Genomic DNA, 20,830 nt, shown 5'->3' on the forward strand with positions numbered 1-20,830 from the left:
CCGTCAGCCGGTCAGTTCACGAGCGACGCGGCGGGCGACGGCGCGCGCACGGCACGCTTGCTGCCGGCCAGCAGCACGGTATGCAGCTGGGCGCCGAAGTTGCGGACCCGTTCCATCACCGACTTGTTGCGCCGGACGAGGAAGTTGTAGCCAAGTACGGCAGGCACCGCGACCGCCAGGCCGATCGCCGTCATGATCAGCGCCTCGCCCACCGGGCCCGCGACCTTGTCGATCGATGCCTGGCCCGCGATCCCGATCGCCGTCAGCGCGTGATAGATCCCCCAGACCGTGCCGAACAGCCCGACGAACGGCGCGGTCGAACCGACCGTCGCCAGGAACGCGAGCCCGTCCTGCAGGCGGTTCGACACGTTCGTGATCGAGCGCTCGACGGACACGTCGATCCATGTGTTGCGGTCCACGGCTTCGAGCAGCGCCTCGTCGTGATGCTCGCCCGCCTCGATCGCCGTTTCGGCGATGAAGCGGAACGGCGACGCCTCGTCGAGCAGCTTCGCGCCCTCGGCCAGCGACGGCGCGCTCCAGAGCTGTGCGTCCGCGATTTTCGCGCGGCGGTTTGCGCGCAATTGCTCGACGAACTTCGTGATCATGATGTACCAGCTGCCCATCGACATGATCACGAGCAGGATCAGCACGAAGCGCGCGACGAAGTCGCCGTTCTTCCACAGCGCGCCGAGCCCGTACGGATTCTCGACTGCTTCGGTCGTAGCAGGCGCCGGCGGCGGGGCCGGCTCGGCCGCGGAAGGCGCCTGCGTGGGCGCCGCGGCCTGTGTCGACGCGTCGGATGCCGCCGCGGATCCGCTCGCCTGCGCGTAGGCGGGCTGCGGTGCAACGAGCCCGTCGATTGCAGCGACGGACATCAACAGGCTTGCCGCCAGCGCGGCCAGAGAACGCTTCGTCATACCCCACTCCAATTCTTTCGTTGAACTTACGATTAAGGTTCGAGCCGGTTTTCACCGGTCCGGCTCCCGCCGGACCGCCCACTGCATCAATTCAGGTTGAACGAGAACGGCACCTGCACCCGTACCGCCTGGCCTTGCGCCACGCATTTGAACCGCTTCACGGTGTTGTAGGCCGCACGATCGAGCACGGGGTCGGCCGACTGGGCCACGCGTTCGTTCGTGATGTTCCCTTCCGCATCCACGACGAACTCGATCGTCACGTCACCCGTGATGTTGTTTTCCTGCGCTTCCTTCGGGTACTGCATCGACGCGCGAATCGTGTCCGAATTCGGGCAGACGACACCTACTTCGTGACTGACCGGTTTGGCCGCCGGCGCGGGCGGTGCGATGACCGGCGCCTGCACGGCCGGTGCGGATGGCACCGGTGCCGACTGGTGCGTGATCGTCGCCTGCGGCGGCGCCTGCACCGGTACTTCCGGCGGCGGCACGAACGGCGGCGGCGGGGGCGCGAACTTCGGCGGCGGAAGCTTGACGACCGGCATCGGCGGGGGCGGCGGCGGCTTCACCGGCTCGATGATGCGGGTTTCGATCGGATGCTGGATCACCTGCACGACTTTCGTCGCGAGGCCGTTGAGCAATGCGTAGATCAGCACTGCATGCAACAGGAGGACGACTGCGATACCGCCGAAACGGCGCACCGGATTCTGCTGCTTCTTGCCGAATTCCCGCGGACGGCCGAGCGTGGCCAGTCCGCTGTTCGAAGCAACCAGATGCTCTTCGACTTTCATGCCCACTATCCATCCCCCCAAGCGAATCGCCCAGTTTCGCGATGATGGCCGGCGCCGGAACCGGGTCGGTTCCGCCTCCGCCTCAACGTGAAATTTCATTTTCAATGCAATTATCAATCCGAATCGAAAGCATCGATTTCGAATCCGAATTCATTCAATTTCAAGGAATCGTTTCAACCACCACGGGATAGCCGCCCTATCCGGCGTCCGCCCCGCACCAGCGCGTTCAGGCAATTGTCAGCTTCGTCGGCGCAGGCACGTTCTCGTATGACGATTGAATCTTCGTTACACGCCGACGTCAGCCAGGCCGTTCGTCTTGGGTGCAGAAGATAGCAAGGAAAAAATTTGGGCGTCAAACTTTATTTGATACCCAAATACAAAGTTTGGAGGCCTTACTCGAATAACAAGTTAGTAAGCTTCAACAAACATTTTCCATTAATTCGGTAATTATTTTGTAGGCTATCGCACTAATTCAGTGCCTCTCATAAATAATCACCGATTTAGTGCGGCGCACTGAATTGGCGCGTCTGGAATGAGCGCCGCCGGATGCGTCTGGTTGTCTCATGCAAGGATGGAAGCCGATTGACCGTTGTCACGCGGAGCCAGGGCCCGTTGGCGCGATATTCCGAGGATTTGCCCGCCGCATTTTTGCAAAGGATTCCAAATTAAAATAAGCAAACCTTCCTACCGGCCTGGTTGAAATAATCATCTGCACAACGAACCTATTTTCCGAAGCCGGGTACCACTGCGCCAGCGTGAATTCGTTGCCCGCCCCTCTGCGCGCACGGGCATCTCCACTTCACCGGGCCCGGTGGGAAAATGCCCGCGCATGCGTCATCGATGCACGGCCGGCATCGCTCAGGACAGCATCATCCCCTGCATACGATGCGAGAAATGCGCGCGCTCGGCCGTCTCCATCAGCGCCAGGAATTCGTCCTGCATCATGTGGATCAGCGCTTCGTGGTCGCCGGCCTCGAAATAGACTTCCGGCTGCTGCGCGAGGTGTTCCTCGAGGAACGTCTTCATCCCGTACGCCATGCACACGGGCGGCAGCGCGCCCATGTCGCAATCCTTGAACAGGTCGCGCAATTCGACCTCCCGGGCGAGCACGAGATGGCGTCCCGTCTTCACCCAGAGATCCGACAGACGCACGGCGTGCGTCGTCGGCAACACGGCGGCGACGTAGCCCTCGGCGTCCTCGAGGAGCACCGTTTTCGCGAGACGATCGCCGGGAATGTGCGCGGCGGCGGCCGTCTCCATGCTTGTATGGCTATAGGGGTGGTACACGACTTCGTACCGCGATGACTTCTGGCGCAGGCAATCCTGCAGGGTGGCTGAGACCGGCATGGCACACCTCGTCTGGGCGAATCGGGCGAACGGCGTTCGCTCCGGATTCGTTCAGCATAGGTCGCATTTCGGCCCAATGGAAACACCCCTCGCACGCCCCCGCCCCGGGCCGGCGCCTATCGTTTTCACCCGCTCCCCTGCCTCGCCGGCATGCGAAATCCGGACCCGGCATAGGCCGGCGGCCCCTCGTTTCCTGTAGACGAATTCCACGCGGATCGGCCGTGGACGCGAAGCGCCCGGCAATTTGCCGATGTTTGGAAGCTCGACCGTTAGTTGCGTTTTTAAGGAAACCAGCGGGATATCGGCCGGGATGCGCGGGTCATGAAGCGCGCCCGGCCAATGCCCGCCAGCCCGCCGGCAAACCACGCCGCCAAGGGCTTTCCCGCTGCCCTATACTGACCTGGCCGCCCACTATCCGAGGCGGAAACCGATTCCTGGAGCGATCATGCATTACCAGTTGATCTACGAACTCGTCGACGATTACCTGTCGCGCCGCGAACCGCTTCGTGCGGAGCATCTCGCGCTCGCGCAGGCGGCGACCGAGCGCGGCGAACTCGTGCTCGCCGGTGCGCTGGCCGACCCGGCCGACCAAGCCGTGCTCGTGTTCGAAGGCGATTCGCCGGAAGCGGCCGAATCGTTCGCGCGCGCCGATCCGTACGTGCAGAACGGCCTCGTGAAATCGTGGCGCGTGCGGCCGTGGCGCGTCGTGGTCGGCAAGCACGCGCCGCGGCCGGCGTGACGCCGCCCTACAGCCACCCTGCCCGCTTGAAACGCCACCACAGCGCGAGGTCGGCGGCGGCCATCACCGCGATGCAGCCGTAGAACCCGTATTTCAGGTGCAGTTCGGGCATGTTCGCGAAGTTCATCCCGTAGATGCCGGCGATCATCGTCGGTATCGCGAACAGCGCGGCGAACGAGCCGAGCCGCTTGGTCACCTCGTTCTCCGCGAGCGAAATCATTCCGAGGTTGACCTGGATCGCCGTGACGACCATCTCGCGCCGCCCTTCGATCGTTTTCACGATCCGCTGCAAATGGTCGTACACATCGCGGAAGTAGGCCGCCATCCCGCTGCAGACTTGCGGAACACGCCCGCCGGTGAGCTTCGCGAGCGGCTCCATCAGCGGCGCCGTGTGCTGGTACAGCAGCACGAGCCGGCGTTTCAGCGAATAGAGATCCTCGATGATCGCGCGCGACGACGCCGGCGTGGCCTTCGCGAAAATGCGGTCCTCGAGTTCCTCGAGTTCGGTGCCGAGCGTTTCGAGGATCGGGAAATACCGGTCGACGACCTGGTCCATCAACGCGTAGAACACGAACGCCGACCCCTCCCGCAGCAGATGCGGCTCCCGCTCGCAACGCTTGCGCACGTCGCGGAAATCGTGCTCGGTATGGTTGCGGATCGACAGCACGTAATTCGGGCCGACGAACACGTTCAATTCGCCGACCTTGAATTCGCCGTCCTCGTCGAGTTCGACCGTATGCAGCACCGCGAACAGCGAATCGCCGTATTCCTCGATCTTCGGCCGCTGATGGCCCTTGCGCGCATCCTCGAGCGCCAGCTCGTGCAACCCGAATTCCTCGCCCATCAGGTCGATTTCCTCGGGCGTCGGATCCTTCAGCGCGACCCAGACGAAGCATTCGGGCTTCGACACGTAATCGCTGATGGCATCGATGTCGATATCGGCCAGCTTGCGGCCGTCCTGGTAAGCAGCACAGTTGATCAGCATGTTGTTCACGATATTGCGGTTTGCGCATCAGTTTACCGGTTTGCTGCACGGACGGGCCGGCTTGCACGGCACGCCGATATTGGTCATGATCGGGCTGCGTGCATCGCAGCACGCGCTCCGTGCGCTTCGACAGGCTCGTCGGGCCTGCATTGCGCACTGCACAACGGCCGCGCGGCCCAATCGTCAAGGAGACAGACCTATGTGGTATTTCTCGTGGATACTCGGCATCGGCGTGGCGCTCGGCTTCGGCATCATCAACGCGATGTGGCTGGAAGCGGAAGTATTCTCGCGCGGCGACAAGCGCGGCGACACGTCGGGCCAGCGGTCGGGGAGCCGGCATTCGTGACGCACCTGGTGTTCTTCTGCGGTCACGCCGGCACCGGCAAGACCACGCTTGCGAAGCGGCTCATCGGGCCGCTGATGCGCGCGACCGGCCAGGCGTTCTGCCTGCTCGACAAGGACACGCTGTACGGCCGCTACAGCGCGGCCGCGATGGGGGCGCTCACGGACGATCCGAACGACCGCGACAGCCCGCTCTACCTGAAGCACCTTCGCGATGCCGAATACCAGGGCCTGCTCGACACGGCCCGTGAAAATCTCGCGCTCGGCATCGGCGCGCTCGTCGTCGGCCCGCTGTCGCGCGAAGTGCGCGACCGGCGCATCCTCGATCGCGCGTGGCTCGGCATCGCGCCGGACGTCACGCTGACGGTCGTCTGGGTCCATACGTCGGAAGACGTCGCGCACCAGCGGATCGTCGCGCGTGCGAACCCGAACGATGCGTACAAGCTCGCGCACTGGGACGAATACCGGCAGCGCCGCTTCGCGCCCACCGGCCGCGAATGCGACGGCATCGTGATGTTCGACAACACCGCGCCGTCCGACGCGGACATCGACGCGCTGCTGTACCGCATCGTGCCGCCGCCGCAGCCGGCGACGATGGTCCCGCCGCTGCCGGCCTGATCCCGCGCCCCCGGCCCTTCCGCTTCTCCCCCAAAAAACAACGCCGGAAGCGCTGCTGCGCTCCCGGCGTCGTACGGCCCTCGTGCCAGTGGCTGGCGAATCGTCTGGTAACTACCGTCTGGCAACCGCGGTCAGGCAACCGCGTGCATGCGCTCCATCGTGCCGCCGTCGTACAGCTTGCCGAAACGATTCGACAGGAACGCCTTCAGCGACACCTTCTCCTGCGGGATGAAACCGCTCTGCGGCAGCTTCTTTTCGCGGAACAGATCCAGCACCGCGCACATCGCGCCGGCCGTCGTGATCTGGATCGCGCTCATGTGCATCCCGCACACGTCCTTCGCGAAGATCTTGCGCGTGAACACGTCCTGAACCAGTTGGCCGTCCTTCACGCCCGTCACCGTGACGAACACGAGCACGACGTCCTGCTTCGTCGACGGCACCGCGCGGCGCATGATCGACTTCAGCGTGTCGCGGTCGGTCGACAGGCGCAGGTCCTCGAGCAGGAACTGCACGAGTTCGCGGTGGCCCGGGTAGCGCACCGACTTGTAGTCGAGCGTCTCGACCTTGCCCGACAGCGTCTCGCACAGCGTGCCGAGGCCGCCCGACGTGTTGAACGCTTCGTATTCGGTGCCGTCGAGCGAGAAGTGTTCGAGGCCCTCGAGCGGCTGCACCCACTGCTTGCGGCCGTCGCGGATCGCTTCGCACGGCTGGCAGTATTCGTTGATCAGGCCGTCGACGCTCCACGTCAGGTTGTACTTCAGCGCGTTGGTCGGATATTCGGGCAGCGCGCCGACGCGCATCTTCACGTCGCGCACTTCGCTGAAGCCGTTCACGAGTTCGTGCGCGGCGATGCCGATGAAGCCCGGCGCGAGGCCGCATTGCGGCATGAACGCGCGGTCGGAGCCGTCGGCCAGTTCGCGGATCGCATGGGTGGCGCGCACGTCTTCGGTCAGGTCGAAGTAGTGAACGCCGGCCGCCTTCGCGGCCGCGGCCACGTTGACCGCGAGGTAGTAAGGCAGCGCGTTGACGAGCGCATCGAAGCCCTTCACCGCTTCGCGAATCGCGTTCGCGTCAGCCGAATCGACCCGTTGCGTCGCGATGCCTTCGCGCGACAGCTTCGCGAGCGCATCCGCGTCGCGGTCGAACGCGACGACTTCGTAGTCGCCGGTTTCGCGCAGCATGTGAGCAATGGTGTGGCCGATCAGACCTGCGCCGACGATGGCGATTTTCATGCGCTTATCTCCTGATGATGGGTTTGGTGTTGTGAACGGCGTTGAGCCAATGAACACAGTGTAGGGACGCGCAAAATCAGTTCCAAGACGAAGAATGATGCGAAACGACCGATAATTTCGACGTTATGACGATAGATTTCGTCGAAACGACCGATTCATATAAAAATCGCGTATAGCAGATGTCGCACGCCGGCCGTTGGCGGCGGCGCATCGCGAGGATGAAGACGACGCAGGGCGTCGCACCGGACGCACGAACCGCACATGCATCAGGTACGACACGCCGGTCGAAGCTGAATACGAAAGGAGATTCTGGAAAGAAGCGCGCGAGGCGCGAAAGGACAACGGCGGGCGCCCGTGCCGATCACGAAGGACAGCGAAGGCCGATACGAATGCGTGCGGGCAGGTACCTCGGCTTCAATCCGGGCAGCCGTGACGCAGCGACGCCCGCGCGGCGCCGCGTCCAACAGGTCAGCCGCCGATCGTTCCGCGATCGATCTTGCGCGACAGGATGATCGACGTCGTCGTGCGCTCGACGCCTTCGAGCGTGCCGATCTGGTCGAGCAGGTCGTTGAGCCGCTCCGGCGAATCGGCGCGCAGCCACGCGACGTAGTCGTACTCGCCGCTCACCGCGCACAGCAGCTGGACTTCCGGCATCCGGTCGAGCTTGCGCAATACGTCCTTGCCGAACTTCGGCGTGAGGATGATGCCGACGTACGCATAGATACTCGCGTCGAGCACGTCCTGCCCGAGTCGCACGCTGTACCCGGCGATCACGTTGGTGCGTTCGAGCCGCGCGATGCGCGCGACGACCGTCGTGCGCGCCACGTCGAGCTGGCGCGCGAGATCGGCGACGCTGGCGCGCGCATCGGCTTGCAGCAGCGCGACGAGTTGCCGGTCGAGATCGTCGAGTTGGTCGAGACGGGGTGGACGCATGACGCTGAGCCGGCGCGCGATGTGCCGGCGGAGTGGAAAGTGACGCGATGATAGCGCCGAACGCCGGCGCGCCCAACCGGCACGGCCCGGATTCGCATCTTCGATTTCGATTCGTATCGGATGTAAGCAAGTGTCGCATTCACTGCCGCGCGGCAGGCAACGTGCTACTAATAACGGGCGACGCGAGAGGCGCGCTGGCGGCGATGGCCGCCGCGCCCGCTCGCCAGACACCACCCCGGAGAGCCAACCATGAAGAAAATCTCGCTCACCCTCGCTACGCTCGCCGTTGCAGCCAGCGCGTTCGCGCAAACCCCGGCACAGCCGCAAGCGCCGGCAACGACGGCCGCGGCGTCGGCGCCGAGCGCCGAGCAGCGCGCGGCGCGCCACGAAGCGCGCATCGAGCAGCGCATCAAGTACCTGCACGACCAGTTGAAGATCACGTCGGCGCAGGAGCCGCAATGGAAGACGTTCGCCGACACGATGCGCGACAACAGCGCAACGATGGGCCGCCTCTACAGCGAACGGATGGCCAAACACGACGTGTCCGCGATCGACGACATGAAGCAGTACGCGGAACTGTCGCAGGCGAACGCCGACGGCGCGAAGAAGCTCGCCGACGCATTCGCGCCGCTCTACGACAGCTTCCCGGCCGAGCAGAAGGCGCTGGCCGACACGACGTTCCGCAGTTGGCTGCACCACGGCGGCGAGCACCGCGGCAAGGGCAAGACGAAGGGCAAGGAAGGCAACGCGGCCGCCGCGCCGGCCGCGAGCGCGCCCGCGCAGCCCTGACGCCTTCCCCGCCGGCGCCGTGCCGGCCCACCCGGGCCGAACGGCGCCGCGCGTCGATCGGCGACCGGCGCGTCACACGGCGCGCCGAATTCGGGATAAGCTCCCGGCTTTTCCCGCTTTCCCGCCCTTCCCCGCCATGCTCGAACTCAAGCAACTCGATCTGCGTACCGATCCGCAGGCCCGTCGCGTCGTCAAGGACGAAACCGTCGCCGTGTCCTTCGCGGACGCCGACGGCGAACTGATGAGCCTCGAAGGCCCGAACCGTTATGTAACGGGCGACGCATTGATCACCGGCTCGACCGGCGACCGCTGGGTCGTGTCGCGCGCGCGTTTCGACGCCAAATACCTGCCCGCCGATCCGGCGCTCGCGCACGGCACGCCGGGCGCCTACCGCAACCGGCCGGCCGTCGTGCTCGCGCGCCGGATGGACGAGCCGTTCACGATCGCCCGCTCGGAAAACGGCGACACGCTGCGCGGCGTCGCCGGCGACTGGGTGATGCAATACGCGCCGGGCGACTACGGCGTCGTGCAGGCGCAGCGCTTCGCGCAGGTCTACCGCGACGCGTGACGCACCGCGCCGGCCCGCGGCCGGCGCCGCCGCTCACGCAAAGTCTTCGTCGAGTTCGAGTTCCGCGTCGCGCTCGACGGCCTCGCCGGCCGCGTGCCGCTCTTCGAGCGAGCCGAGCATCGCTTCCGTATACGCATGCAGCACCGCGTGGCTGCGCGCGCGCTGCATCGGCTTGAGCGCCAGGTAGCGCGCGAGCGCGGCCGGCACGATCCGGATGTCCAGCGTCATCCGCTTCGGCGTCGCGCCGAAACGCATCGCGAGCCACTGCACGGACAGGAATCGCCCGCGTTCGTCGCTGTTTTCGACAAAGCGCGTCTGCTCCGGAAAGAGATCGCAGATCACGCGCGCAAGCGCGTCGAATTCCGCGCTCGGGCATTCGATCAGATAGTCGTCCATTGCGTCTCTCCGGTCAGGCCGTCGCACGCGACGGCCGGCACGTCTTCACCAGCACGGCCACCAGAATCGCGGCCAGCACGAAATACGCGGCCTCGACCCACGCGGCCGGCAGCACGCGCACCTGGTACAGCAGCGTGGGCGTCGCCGCGAGCGCATGCAGCACGATCGCGAGCGGCAACACGGCGATGCGGCCGGCACGCACGCCGCGCCACATCAGCACCGACAGCGCCAGTTGCACCGCGAACGCCGCGCAGCGTTCGAGCAGCAACAGCAGGATCGACTGGGCCGACAGTGTCGCGAGCATCATGTGCAGCCGCACCACGGTGTCGACCGGCAGGTCCGACAACTGCGTCTCGAGCTGGCCGCGGCTCGCGAGCCACGCGAGATACGACCACTGACCCCACACGAGCACGCCGACGAACCACGCCTCGGCGCCGCCGTGACCGATCCCGTAGCCGATTCCGCGGCCGTCGCCGGCCGATGCGCCATAGCGGCGGTTCAGCACGCGCATGCCGAGATAGCGGCCGATTTCCTCGAATACGGCGGTCGCGAGCGCGCTGTACGCGACGAACGCGAGCGGCTGCGTCAGCCAGCCGTCCTCGGGCGTGCGGCTCAGCACGAGCCCGTGGAACGCGCGCTCGACGATCATGGCAAACAGCGTGAAGACGGCGACGCCGACGATCGTGTCGCGGCGGTTGAGCGCAAGCGGCTTGCGCAGGAAGCGGTAGAGGACGAGCGGCAGCAGCGCGATGATCAGCGTGGCGGCGATCAGCGCCGCCAGCGTGACGGGAGCGACAGTCATGGAGTTCCTTGTTCGGGGCAGCGCACCTGGCGCGCTGCGTGCCCCGAATGATACTCAGCTTGCGGTCGACGCGCGCGCGATCAGCTCGCCGGGCAGCATCGCGACGCGCACGTCGCCCGCCGCGCCGTCGATCCGCTCGTGCACGAATTCGACGGCCTTGTAGCCGATTTCGTAGGTCGGCTGACGGATCGTCGTGATGCCGATCAGCTCGGCCCATTCCGGATCGTCGATCGACAGCAGCGCCGCCTGCTGCTGCCACGCGGCGCCGAAACGCGCGCGCAGATGGCGCGCGATCGCCAGCGCGACCGGTGCATTCGCGGCGAACAGCGCCGCGCGCACGCCGCGCCGCGCCGCATCGTCGATGCGCGCATCGACGTCGGCAAGCGCCGCCGCGGCCGCGCCAGGTTCGTTCAGATCGAGCACGACCGTCGACGGCACCGCCAGCCCGCGCGCCGCCAGCGCCGCGCGGAACGCGGCCTCGCGCACGCGCCGCGAGCTCACGTGCTCGAACGGCTGCACGACGAAATGGATCGCGTCGAAGCCCTGTGCGACCAGATGCGCGAGCGCCGTCTCGATCGCATCGGTATTGTCGAGGCCGATCAGGTCGGCCTCGAAGCCCTCGACCGTCCGATCGACGAGTACGGCCGGAATGCCCGCGCCGCGCAGCGGGCGCAGCACGTCTTCCTCGGCGCCGAGCGCGTTGACGATCAGCCCTTCGACGCGGTAGGTCGTGAGCAGTTGCAGGAAGCGGCGCTCCATCTCGACTTCGTTCGCCGCGTGACAGATGAGCGGCATGTAGCCGAGCGCATGGCACGCGGCCTCGACGCCCTGCAGCACTTCGACGGTGTAGGGATTGGTCAGGTCGGCCGCGAGCATGCCGAGCAGCCGGTTGCGGCCGCGCTTGAGCCCGCGCGCCATCTGGTTCGGCCGGTAGTTGAGCCGCGCGATCGCCGCCTCGATCCGCTGGCGCAGATCGACCGACAGCACATGCGTCTCGCCGTTCAGGTAGCGCGAAACGCTGGTCTTGCCCGTGCCGGCCTCGCGCGCGACGTCGCTGATCGTCGCCGGACGCGTCGTGGAAGATTGCGAATCGGTCACTGTCGTGCCTCGCGACGTACGATCCGCGCCGCTTTGTGAGCAGACGGACCATTGTTGTTGGAAACGTAAGCCAACCGGCGGCCTCCCCTGTCCTGGCGCGTCGGCGCCTGCGCCGGCCCGGTGCTTCACGCTCGAGCAGCGCCCGCCAATGGCGTTACAGCAGTCGGCCGCACCGGACCTGGCGCGGAAGCCCGTCGCGCGACGCCGCCGGCCGCGTGGCCGGCCGTCGATGCGACGAGCGCGGGCGATCATAACGCAGCCAGCCCTCGGGCACCAAGACCATCGACTCTAACCGCGCAGGGCGGTTATCGCAGGCGGCTCAGGCGTGCGCCAGCGCATCCGGGTTGACGAGATTCGCGCGCAGCGTGCCGGCCAGCGCGCCGACCAGGTTTTCCGCCGCGCAGCGCGCCATCGCATGGCGCGTCTCGTGCGTCGCCGAGCCGATATGCGGCAGCGCGACCACGTTCTTCATCCGCAGCAGCGGCGAATCGGCCGGCAGCGGCTCCTTCTCGAACACGTCGAGCCCCGCGCCGCGGATCGTCCCGGCACGCAGCGCGTCGATCAGCGCGGCCTCGTCGACCACCGGCCCGCGCGACGCGTTGATCAGGATCGCGCCGCGCTTCATCTTCGCGAACTCGGGTGCGCCGATCAGATGGCGCGTGTCGGGCGACAGCGGCACTTGCAGACACACGAAATCCGACTGCGCGAGCAACTCGTCGAGCGTCACGCGCCGGGCGCCGTACTGCGTCTCGGCCTCGGCATGCGCGGACCGGTTCGCGTACAGCACCTGCATCCGGAAGCCGAGCGCCGCGCGGCGCGCGACCGCGCCGCCGATGCGCCCAAGCCCGACGATGCCGAGCGTCTTGCCCTGCACGTCGGTGCCGTACAGGTCGGGGCCGATGCTGCGATGCCAATGGCCGGCTTTCACCCACTCGGCGAGCTCGACCACGCGCCGTGCGGAGGCCAGGATCAGTGAAAATACCGTATCGGCCGTCGACTCGGTCAGCACGTCGGGCGTATGCGCGAGCACGATGCCGCGCCGCGTGAAATCGGCGACGTCGAAGTTGTCGTAGCCGACCGAGATCGTCGACCACGCCTTCAGCCGCGGCGCACGGTCGAGCATCTGCGGCGTGATCTTCAGGCTCGCGCCGATCGCGCCGTCGGCGTCGCCGAGCGCGGCGGCGAGCGCGTCGGCGCCGTCGGCCTGCACGACGTCCGCATGCTCGCGCAGGTACGCGAGAACGTCATCGGGCAGCGGCTTGTACGCGACGATACGGGGCTTCATCGTTTCATTTTCCTTGCAGCGGCGCGGCGAGCGGATGCGCATCGCGCGCCTGGGGTTTGACGGACAGCGTGAGGATCACCGCGGCGACGAGCGCGGCGCTCATGAACGCGTACGACGCGACGGGCGACCCGGTCGCGCCGTTCAGGTAGCCGACGAAGTACGAGCCGACGAACGAGCCGAGCGCGCCCATGCTGTTGATCAGCGCCATCGCGCCGCCCGCGACGTTCTTCGGCAGCAGTTCCGGCACGATCGCGAAGAACGGGCCGTACGGCGCATACATCGCGGCGCCCGCGACGACCAGCAGCGCATACGAGATCCAGAAATGCGACGAGCCGAGCGCGTACGACGCGGCGAACGCGGCCGCGCCGACCAGCAGGAACGGCCACACGAAGCCGCGACGCGAGCCGACCTTGTCGGACGCCCACGACGCGGCGAGCATCGCGATCGTCGCCGCGAGGTACGGCAGCGCGGACAGCCAGCCGGTCGCGACCATCCCGAGATCGGAACCGTTCTTCACGATCGACGGCAGCCACAGCACGAAGCCGTACACGCCGATGCTCCAGCAGAAATACTGCGCGCACAGCTTGATCACGGCCGGCGAGCGGAACGCCTCGCCATAGTTGCGCACCGGCTTGATCGCCGCCTGCTCGGCCGCGAGCGCGGCGTCGAGGTCGCGCTTTTCCTGTGCGTTGAGCCACGGCGAATCGGCCGGCTTGTCCTGCACGAGGCACCACCAGCACACGGCCCAGATGACGGCCGGGATGCCTTCGGCGATGAACATGTGGCGCCAGCCGAATTCATGCACGAGATAACCCGACACGATCGACATCCACAGCACCGTGACCGGGTTGCCGAGGATCAGGAACGTGTTCGCGCGCGAGCGCTCGTTCTTCGTGAACCAGTTGCTGATGTAGATCAGCATCGCCGGCATCACGGCCGCCTCGACGACGCCGAGCACGAAGCGGATCGCCATCAGCGACGGGATGTTGCTGACCACGCCGGTCAGGGCCGCGCAGCCGCCCCACAGCACGAGGCTCGCGAACACGAGCTTCTTCACGCTGCGGCGTTCCGCATAGATTGCGCCGGGGATCTGGAAAAAGAAGTAGCCGAGGAAGAACAGCGCACCGATCAGCGACGACAGGCCCTTGCTGATCCCGAGATCCTGGTTGATGCCGGCCGCCGCCGCGAACCCGTAGTTCGCGCGATCGAGGTAGGCGAGGCTGTACGTGATGAAGACGATCGGCATGATCGTCCACCACCGACGGGCTGCGAGATTGGCTGCCATGTGAGTGTCTCCGTATATGGACCGGAGTGGACGCGCTGGCGCCTGCCCGGCCTCGAACAAAACTGCTGTGCGTCGCGCACGAAATGGATCCGCGGATTGTGCCGTGTCCGGCCTCTCATTGCGCGGTGATGGTTTCCTCTAAGCGATCGGCGTCATTGCTGACATTTTCGAGCCGGTCGAGCGCGTCGCGGGTCGGCAACCCTTCCGAGTCGCCGATCACCTGGATCGCGAGCGCACCGATCCGGTTGCCGCGCGCGACCGCCTGCTCGACGCTGCGGCCTTCGAGCAGCGCGCTGACCACGCCGACCGCGAAGCCGTCGCCGGCGCCCACCGTATCGACGACCTTTTCAACGCGCTCGCCGGCAACGATGCCTTCGCGGCCGTCGGCCGTGCGGAAATACGCGCCCTGCTCGCCGAGCTTGATCACGACGCCGCGCGCGCCCTGCGCGAGATAGAAGCCCGCGATGTCGGCCGGCGTGTCGTGCCCGGTGAGCTGCCGCCCTTCGGCGAGGCCCGGCAGCACCCAGTCGGCGAGCGTCGCGAGCGCATTCAGCGTCTTTGCCATCACGTCGGCGGACGGCCACAGCGTCGGGCGCAGGTTCGGATCGAACGAGATCGTCTTGCCGGCCGCCCGCATCTCGCGTGCGAGCCGGAACGCCAGTTCGCACGACGTCGCCGAGATCGCCGGCGCGACGCCCGTCAGGTGCAGATGGCGCGCGCCGAGCACGTAGTCGGCCACGTAGTCGTCGCACGACAGGTGGCTCGCGGCCGAACCCTTGCGGAAATATTCGACGGTCGGGTCGCTGCCGTCGTCGTTGCGCGACTTCAGCTGGAAACCGGTCGGGTAACGCGGGTCGACGGTCACGCACGACGCGTCGATGCCCTCGCGTGCCAGCGTGTCGAGCACGTAGCGGCCGAACGAATCGCTACCGACCCGGCTCATCCAGCCGACCCGGAAGCCGAGCCGCGACAGGCCGACCGCGACATTCAGATCGGCGCCGGCGATCCGCTTCGCGAATTGCCCGGCGTGCGCGAGGTGGCCGGGCTCCGTCGCGACGAACATCGCCATCGCTTCACCGTAGGTCACGACATCGAGTGCTGCTTTCATGACTGAACTCCTCAGGATCCTGCTGCCGTCACGCGGTCGCGAGCCACGCGACGCGCCGGCACGCATCGCCGGCCAGGTCGGCCGCGTCGAACGGAAACTCGATGCCGCGCGGCGCATGCCGCGGCAGTGTCGCGAGCACGCCGGTCACGAGCGCATCGTCCGGCGCCGGCGCGACGGCGAAACGACGCGCGCCTTCGCCTTCGATGGTCTTGCAATGAATGTATTCCACGTGCGGCGCGAGCACCTGTGCGCAGTCGAGCGGCGCTTCGCCGCGCCACAGCCAGTTGCCGATGTCGAACGTCATGCCGAGCGCCTCGCGCATGCCGGCATCGGCCAGCGCATCGAACAGCGCGCGGAACTGCGCGAACGCGCCGCCGACCTCGAGCTGGCCGTTTTCCACCACCACGCGAGCCCGCGCGCCGCCCGACAGCGCGACGATCTCGGCCGCGTGCGCGTCGCCCGCGAAGCCGCCGAGCTGCAATTTCACGAAGCGCGCGCCGAGCGCATCGGCTTGCGCGAGCGCGTCGCGCAAAGCGTCGGCATCGAGCGCGCCCGTTTCCGTATACAGCGAGTCCGGGGTCGAATAGACCGACCACAGTCCGTGGCCGGCGATCTGCGCGCCGAGCGCGGCCAGCGCGCCGGGCGCCGTGTCGCCGTCCGACGCGAACAGTTCGCGCCGCACCTCGAACCCGGTCGCACCGGATGCCGCCACGGTCGCGATGAATGCACTGTGGCCCTCCTGGCGCACCCAGTCCATCCCGAATGCGCTCGCCACGATCACGATGTCTGCCATGTTGCCCTTTTTCAACCGGAATGGAACCGGTTCCATTTGCTTGAGACGGATGGTGCGCTTCGCTTCAGACCCACGCCATAGAGGAAATCCCTAAGGCCCGCTGGTCACACGAATACGCGCCCGAACGCATGCAACACCTGTTCCCGGCGCAGCGTCGAGCGTCTATGCGAGGCCCTGCGCGAGGCTCATTTCGAGGAATTGCGCGGCGATTCGCGACGGCGCGCCGCCGTGCGGCACGAGAATGGAGAAATGCCGCGTGAGCGGCGCGGGCGCCAGCGAGCGCGGCACGAGCGCCGCATCCTCGTGACGCAGCGACATCGCGGACACGAACCCGACGCCCATTCCCGCGCGCACGGCTTCCTTCACGGCCTCGACCCCGGCGATCTCGAACGCGACGCGCATCGGCGCGCCGCCGTGCGCGAACGCGCGCTCGACGAGCTGCCGCACCGCGGAGCCCGCCTCGCGCAGCACGAGCGGATGCGCGGCGAGCGCATCGAGCGTCACGCCCGCGTCGTGGCCAGGCGCCGCGAGCGGATGGCCGGCCGGCACGATCGCGACGATCTCGTCCTCGTGCCACGCGTGCACGGCCGTACCCGGCGGCAGCGCCTCGCCGGGCGGCCCTTCGATCAGCGCGATGTCGAGCGACGGCAGCGCCGCGACCACGTCGGCCGTATTGCCGCTCATCGTCTGGATCGACACGCGCGGCGCGCGCGGCTGGAACGCCGCGATCAGGTACGGCAGCAGGTAGCTCGCGGGCGTCGTGCTCGCGCCGATGCGCAGCGTGCCGGCTTCCAGCCCGCGCACCGCGTCGCGAAACGCACGCGCCTGCGCGAACGTGTCGCGCTGCGCCTTCGCGTACTGCGCGAGCTGTTCGCCGACCGGCGTCAGGCGGATGCCGCGGCCGTCGCGCTGGTACAGCGGCTCGCCGAACTCGTCCTGCAGCAGCCGCAACTGGCCCGACACGGCAGGCTGCGACAGATGCAGCGCCACGGCGGCGCGGCTGATGTTCAAATGCTCGGCGACGGCGGCGAACGTTATCAGTTGATCCGGGGTCATGGCGATGAATTATCGGCTTTCCGGATAGTTTACGTCACAAATCACAATTTTTCATATCGATATAACGAAATTAGGATTACACCATCGCCACACGCTCCATCACGGTGCCCCCATGTCCACTGCTCCGACTCCCCATCTCAGCCATGCCGCGCCATCGATGCGCGGCCAGTTGAACGGCGTGCTGTTCGTCGCGCTGTTCGCCGCCGCCGTCACGAGCCTGTCCGAGCTCCCCGCGATCGCGGGGCTCGGCCTGTCGCCGCTGATCGTCGGCATCGTCGCTGGCGCGCTGTACGGCAACGCGTTGCGCGACGGCATGCCGGCCAGTTGGGCGGCCGGCGTCAATTTCTCCGCGCGCAAGCTGCTGCGCATCGCGGTCGCGTTCTTCGGCCTGCGCGTGAGCCTGCAGGAAATCGCGCAGGTCGGGCTGCCGGGCCTCACGGTATCGGTGCTGGTCGTCGTCAGCACGCTCGCGATCGGCACCTGGGTCGGCATGAAGCTGATGAAGCTCGACCGCGACGCCGCGCTGCTGACCGCCGCCGGCAGCGCGATCTGCGGCGCCGCCGCCGTGCTCGCGTTCGAGTCGACGCTGCAGTCGAAGCCGCACCAGAGCGCGATGGCCGTGGGCAGCGTCGTGCTGTTCGGGACGCTGTCGATGTTCCTGTATCCGCTCGCCTATCACGCCGGTCTGCTGAACCTCGATCCGGCGGGCCTCGGCCTGTTCTTCGGCGGCACGATCCACGAAGTCGCGCAGGTGGTCGGCGCGGCGAGCGACATCAGCCCGGAGGTCGTGCGCGTCGCGACGATCGTCAAGATGACGCGCGTGATGCTGCTCGTGCCAGTGCTGCTCGCGCTCGGCTGGTGGCTCGCCCGGTCGGCGCATGACGCGGCCGGCGGCACGCAAGGCAGGCGCAAGGTGGCGGTGCCGTGGTTCGCGCTCGGCTTCCTCGGCTTCGTGATCGTCAATTCGCTGAACGTGCTGCCGGCGGACGTCACGCACACGCTGAACGTGCTCGATACCTTCGCGCTGACGATGGCCATGACCGCACTCGGCATCGAGACGCGCGTCGCGCAGATCCGCGCGGCCGGCCCGCGAGCGCTGATGACCGGCCTGATCCTGTACGTGTGGCTGATCGTCGGCGGCTACGGCGTCACCTGGGCCGTGCAGCACTGGCTTGGCTGAGCCGCACGTCCGCGACGGTTCGCGCGCCGCGCCCGACGGGAGAGTCCCGCGGGCGCGGCGCGGTGCTATGCTTCGCGTCGTTTTCCATCGCCCCCTTTCAGCCGTGCTCTCGTTCCTGCTGAAGCTGCGCACTCGCGCCCGAACGCTGCTCCGCCTGTCGGACGCCCATACGATGCTGATCTGGTCGGCCATCGTCGGCGTCGGCGGCGCCTTCGCGACGATCGCGTTCCGCGAAGGCATCGATCTGATGCAGCGCCTGATCTCGGGGCACAGCGGCAGCTTCGTGCAGATGGCCAGGAGCCTGCCGTGGTACGTGCGGTTCTGGATGCCGGCCGCGGGCGGCTTCCTCGCCGGCTGCGTGCTGCTCTTCGCGACGCGCGGCGACAAGGAGGCAGCCAAGACCGACTACATGGAATCGGTCGCGCTCGGCAACGGCGTCGTGCCCGTGCGCCAGAGCCTGTGGCGCAGCGTGTCGTCGCTGCTGACGATCGGCAGCGGCGGCTCGATCGGCCGCGAAGGCCCGATGGTGCAGCTTGCGGCGCTCGCCGCGTCGCTCGTCGGCCGCTTCGCGCACTTCGACCCGCCGCGCCTGCGCCTGCTGGTCGCGTGCGGGGCGGCGGCCGGCATCACGTCCGCGTACAACGCGCCGATCGCCGGCGCCTTTTTCGTGTCGGAGATCGTGCTCGGCACGATCGCGATGGAGAGCTTCGGGCCGATGGTCGTCGCATCGGTCGTCGCGAACATCGTGATGCGCGAATTCGCCGGCTACCGGCCGCCGTACGAGATGCCGGTGTTTCCGGCCGTGACCGGCGCCGAGGTGCTGCCGTTCGTCGTGCTCGGCGCGCTGTGCGGCGTGCTCGCGCCGCAGTTCCTGCACCTGCTCGACGCGTCGAAGACGCAGTTCAAGCGGCTGCCGGTGCCGCTGCCCGTGCGGCTCGCGCTCGGCGGCCTCGTCGTCGGCGTGATCTCGGTATGGATTCCGGACGTGTGGGGCAACGGCTACAGCGTCGTGAACCACATCCTCCATTCGCCGTGGACCTGGCAGGCGCTCGTCGCGGTACTCGTGTTCAAGGTGATCGCGACCGCCGCGACCGCCGGCTCGGGCGCGATCGGCGGCGTGTTCACGCCGACGCTGTTCGTCGGCGCCGTGTTCGGCTCGCTGTTCGGGCTCGCGATGGACGCGCTGTGGCCCGGCCATACGTCGGCCTATTTCGCGTACGCGATCGTCGGGATGGGCGCATTCATGGCGGGCGCCACGCAGGCGCCGCTGATGGCGATCCTGATGATCTTCGAGATGACGCTGAGCTATCAGGTCGTGCTGCCGCTGCTGGTGTCGTGCGTGTTCGCGTATTTCGTCGCGCGCGCGACGGGCACGACGTCGATGTACGACATCACGCAGCATCACTACCAGGACGCGCAGGAGCGGCAGCGGCTGCGCACCACGCAGATGCGCACGCTGATCCAGCCCGCGCAGACGGTCGTGCCGCTCACCGCGAGCGTCGCCGACATGACGCGCGTGTTTCTCGAATATCCGGTGAAGTACCTGTACGTGACCGACGACGCCGGGCGCTTTCGCGGCGCGGTCGCGCTGAAGGACATCACGTCGGACCTGCTCGACAAGCGCGACACGGCCGACAAGACGGCCGCGCACTACGCGCATACGCCGTTTCCGCTGCTCACGCCCGACATGCCGCTCGCGACCGCGCTCGAACGCTTCATGGCGTTCCAGGGCGAACGGCTGCCGGTGATCGAGAGCGAAGCCGAGCCGACGCTCGCGGGCGTCGTCTACAAGACGTCGCTGCTCGATGCGTACCGGCGGATGACCGGCGAGCGCTGACGCGCGCCGCCGCACCGCGCGCGCCGGTCAGTCGGGCGCGCGCCCCAGCACGACCCGCGCGAAGAACCCCGCGAGCGCCGCTTCGGCCACGTCGGCCGACACGTGCTGCGGATCGGCCGTGTAGTACGACTGCACGCCGTCGCACAGGCACATCAGCCCGAACGCGAGCGTGTCGGCCGGCAGCAGCAGCGGCGTGCCCGAACGCTCGGCGAAGCGCTCGATGAATTCGGCCATCTGCACGCGCTTGCCGTGCAGGAACTGGTTGAAGCGCACGCGGAACTTCGCGTCGCGCGCGGCCTGCAGCTTCGCCTCGCCCCACAGCAGCGAATATTCGTCGTCGCGAAACAGCGTCCGGTAATACGCGAGCGCCATCGACTCCATCTGCTCGCGCGTGCCGCCGCCTTCGAAAATCGCCTCGAAGTCGGCCCGCACCTCCTCGTGATCGCGCTCCAGCAACTCCAGCAGCAAGTCGGACTTGCTGCGGAAATTCGAATAGAACGCACCGCGCGTATAGCCGGCCGCCGCCGCGATGTCCTCGACGCTCGCGGCCACATAGCCCTTCTTCAGAAAAATGCGATGCGCGGCTTTCAGCAGACGTTCGCGCGTCTGGTCCCGGCTCTGCTCTCGAGTTAAGCGCTGTGGTTTCATGGCGCGCAGTCTAGCATCCTTTCCCTTTCAGATTCATCTTTGCATTCAGATACAGGTGTGTATTAGAATCCGCCACAGTTTCTG

Annotated in this window: 22 protein-coding genes; 7 read left to right on the forward strand and 15 right to left on the reverse strand. The window is 67.1% G+C overall.

The features are described 5' to 3' along the window. Positions 1-11: 11 nt before the first annotated feature. The 3 genes from CFB35_RS08635 to CFB35_RS08645 all read right to left on the reverse strand — a co-directional run bounded on the left by CFB35_RS08635 (position 12) and on the right by CFB35_RS08645 (position 3,052). Positions 12-917 (reverse strand): MotA/TolQ/ExbB proton channel family protein, encoded by a 906-nt coding sequence (locus CFB35_RS08635; protein ID WP_089464773.1) that lies wholly within the window; start codon positions 915-917, stop codon positions 12-14. An 86-nt stretch (positions 918-1,003) separates the two neighbouring features. Next, on the reverse strand, positions 1,004-1,705 hold the full coding sequence (locus tag CFB35_RS08640; protein ID WP_059583418.1) for an energy transducer TonB: 702 nt from the start codon (positions 1,703-1,705) through the stop codon (positions 1,004-1,006). An 858-nt stretch (positions 1,706-2,563) separates the two neighbouring features. After that, positions 2,564-3,052: an aminoacyl-tRNA deacylase gene (locus CFB35_RS08645; RefSeq protein WP_059583420.1), complete on the reverse strand. Its 489-nt coding sequence runs from the start codon at positions 3,050-3,052 to the stop codon at positions 2,564-2,566. A 445-nt stretch (positions 3,053-3,497) separates the two neighbouring features. On the opposite strand from CFB35_RS08645, the gene CFB35_RS08650 reads away from it, so the two are divergent. Continuing rightward, a complete protein-coding gene (locus CFB35_RS08650; RefSeq protein ID WP_059583421.1) occupies positions 3,498-3,791 on the forward strand; it encodes a YciI-like protein in 294 nt (97 codons plus the stop codon). Positions 3,792-3,798: 7 nt separating this feature from the next. Here the strand turns inward: CFB35_RS08650 and corA are convergent, their stop codons facing one another. Beyond that, positions 3,799-4,776 (reverse strand): magnesium/cobalt transporter CorA, encoded by a 978-nt coding sequence (gene corA, locus CFB35_RS08655; RefSeq protein ID WP_059583422.1) that lies wholly within the window; start codon positions 4,774-4,776, stop codon positions 3,799-3,801. Between the two features lie 199 nt (positions 4,777-4,975). On the opposite strand from corA, the gene cydX reads away from it, so the two are divergent. Beyond that, positions 4,976-5,122 (forward strand): cytochrome bd-I oxidase subunit CydX, encoded by a 147-nt coding sequence (gene cydX, locus CFB35_RS08660; protein WP_063892434.1) that lies wholly within the window; start codon positions 4,976-4,978, stop codon positions 5,120-5,122. After that, the gene (locus CFB35_RS08665) at positions 5,119-5,736 is read left to right on the forward strand and encodes an ATP-binding protein (protein ID WP_089464774.1); all 618 of its coding nucleotides are present in this window, start codon (positions 5,119-5,121) and stop codon (positions 5,734-5,736) included. The genes cydX and CFB35_RS08665 overlap by 4 nt, the downstream gene beginning before the upstream one ends. A 131-nt stretch (positions 5,737-5,867) precedes the next feature. On the opposite strand, the gene CFB35_RS08670 is transcribed toward CFB35_RS08665, so the two are convergent. Together CFB35_RS08670 and CFB35_RS08675 are read right to left on the reverse strand one after the other, a co-directional pair. Beyond that, positions 5,868-6,968 carry a saccharopine dehydrogenase family protein gene (locus CFB35_RS08670; protein WP_059583425.1) on the reverse strand — a complete coding sequence of 367 codons (1,101 nt, stop codon included), beginning with the start codon at positions 6,966-6,968 and terminating at the stop codon, positions 5,868-5,870. A gap of 468 nt (positions 6,969-7,436) precedes the next feature. Then, entirely contained in the window at positions 7,437-7,901 is a 465-nt protein-coding gene (locus CFB35_RS08675; protein WP_006481526.1) for an Lrp/AsnC family transcriptional regulator, read from the reverse strand. A gap of 249 nt (positions 7,902-8,150) precedes the next feature. Here CFB35_RS08675 and CFB35_RS08680 point away from each other — a divergent pair, with 249 nt between their 5' ends. Both CFB35_RS08680 and CFB35_RS08685 read left to right on the forward strand, forming a co-directional pair. Beyond that, a complete protein-coding gene (locus CFB35_RS08680; RefSeq protein WP_089464775.1) occupies positions 8,151-8,690 on the forward strand; it encodes a Spy/CpxP family protein refolding chaperone in 540 nt (179 codons plus the stop codon). 136 nt (positions 8,691-8,826) lie between these two features. Beyond that, complete coding sequence (locus tag CFB35_RS08685) at positions 8,827-9,258, forward strand: PGDYG domain-containing protein (RefSeq protein ID WP_059583428.1); 432 nt, start codon at positions 8,827-8,829, stop codon at positions 9,256-9,258. A gap of 33 nt (positions 9,259-9,291) precedes the next feature. On the opposite strand, the gene CFB35_RS08690 is transcribed toward CFB35_RS08685, so the two are convergent. The 8 genes from CFB35_RS08690 to CFB35_RS08725 all read right to left on the reverse strand — a co-directional run bounded on the left by CFB35_RS08690 (position 9,292) and on the right by CFB35_RS08725 (position 17,081). After that, positions 9,292-9,654, reverse strand: coding sequence for a DUF3022 domain-containing protein (locus tag CFB35_RS08690; RefSeq protein WP_089464776.1), 363 nt, complete (start codon positions 9,652-9,654; stop codon positions 9,292-9,294). 13 nt (positions 9,655-9,667) lie between these two features. Next, a complete protein-coding gene (locus tag CFB35_RS08695; RefSeq protein ID WP_089464777.1) occupies positions 9,668-10,456 on the reverse strand; it encodes a YhfC family intramembrane metalloprotease in 789 nt (262 codons plus the stop codon). A gap of 54 nt (positions 10,457-10,510) precedes the next feature. Further along, positions 10,511-11,554 (reverse strand): LacI family DNA-binding transcriptional regulator, encoded by a 1,044-nt coding sequence (locus tag CFB35_RS08700; protein WP_059583434.1) that lies wholly within the window; start codon positions 11,552-11,554, stop codon positions 10,511-10,513. Positions 11,555-11,873: 319 nt separating this feature from the next. Further along, positions 11,874-12,839, reverse strand: a complete 966-nt coding sequence (locus tag CFB35_RS08705; RefSeq protein ID WP_089464984.1) for an NAD(P)-dependent oxidoreductase — start codon at positions 12,837-12,839, stop codon at positions 11,874-11,876. A 4-nt stretch (positions 12,840-12,843) separates the two neighbouring features. After that, positions 12,844-14,124 (reverse strand): MFS transporter, encoded by a 1,281-nt coding sequence (locus CFB35_RS08710; RefSeq protein WP_059583435.1) that lies wholly within the window; start codon positions 14,122-14,124, stop codon positions 12,844-12,846. A gap of 115 nt (positions 14,125-14,239) precedes the next feature. Beyond that, positions 14,240-15,232 carry a sugar kinase gene (locus tag CFB35_RS08715; RefSeq protein WP_059583437.1) on the reverse strand — a complete coding sequence of 331 codons (993 nt, stop codon included), beginning with the start codon at positions 15,230-15,232 and terminating at the stop codon, positions 14,240-14,242. Positions 15,233-15,260: 28 nt separating this feature from the next. Continuing rightward, the gene (locus CFB35_RS08720; RefSeq protein ID WP_089464778.1) at positions 15,261-16,025 is read right to left on the reverse strand and encodes a TIM barrel protein; all 765 of its coding nucleotides are present in this window, start codon (positions 16,023-16,025) and stop codon (positions 15,261-15,263) included. Between the two features lie 162 nt (positions 16,026-16,187). Then, the gene (locus tag CFB35_RS08725; protein WP_059583441.1) at positions 16,188-17,081 is read right to left on the reverse strand and encodes a LysR family transcriptional regulator; all 894 of its coding nucleotides are present in this window, start codon (positions 17,079-17,081) and stop codon (positions 16,188-16,190) included. Between the two features lie 112 nt (positions 17,082-17,193). Here CFB35_RS08725 and CFB35_RS08730 point away from each other — a divergent pair, with 112 nt between their 5' ends. Together CFB35_RS08730 and CFB35_RS08740 are read left to right on the forward strand one after the other, a co-directional pair. Then, entirely contained in the window at positions 17,194-18,261 is a 1,068-nt protein-coding gene (locus CFB35_RS08730; RefSeq protein ID WP_059583443.1) for a YeiH family protein, read from the forward strand. Between the two features lie 103 nt (positions 18,262-18,364). Next, a complete protein-coding gene (locus tag CFB35_RS08740) occupies positions 18,365-20,098 on the forward strand; it encodes a ClcB-like voltage-gated chloride channel protein (RefSeq protein WP_196485203.1) in 1,734 nt (577 codons plus the stop codon). 27 nt (positions 20,099-20,125) lie between these two features. Here CFB35_RS08740 and CFB35_RS08745 read toward each other — a convergent pair whose 3' ends face one another. Beyond that, on the reverse strand, positions 20,126-20,746 hold the full coding sequence (locus tag CFB35_RS08745; protein ID WP_059583446.1) for a TetR/AcrR family transcriptional regulator: 621 nt from the start codon (positions 20,744-20,746) through the stop codon (positions 20,126-20,128). Positions 20,747-20,830 lie beyond the last annotated feature (84 nt).

The organism is Burkholderia sp. AU16482, from assembly GCF_002223285.1.
GTDB classification, from domain to species: domain Bacteria; phylum Pseudomonadota; class Gammaproteobacteria; order Burkholderiales; family Burkholderiaceae; genus Burkholderia; species Burkholderia semiarida.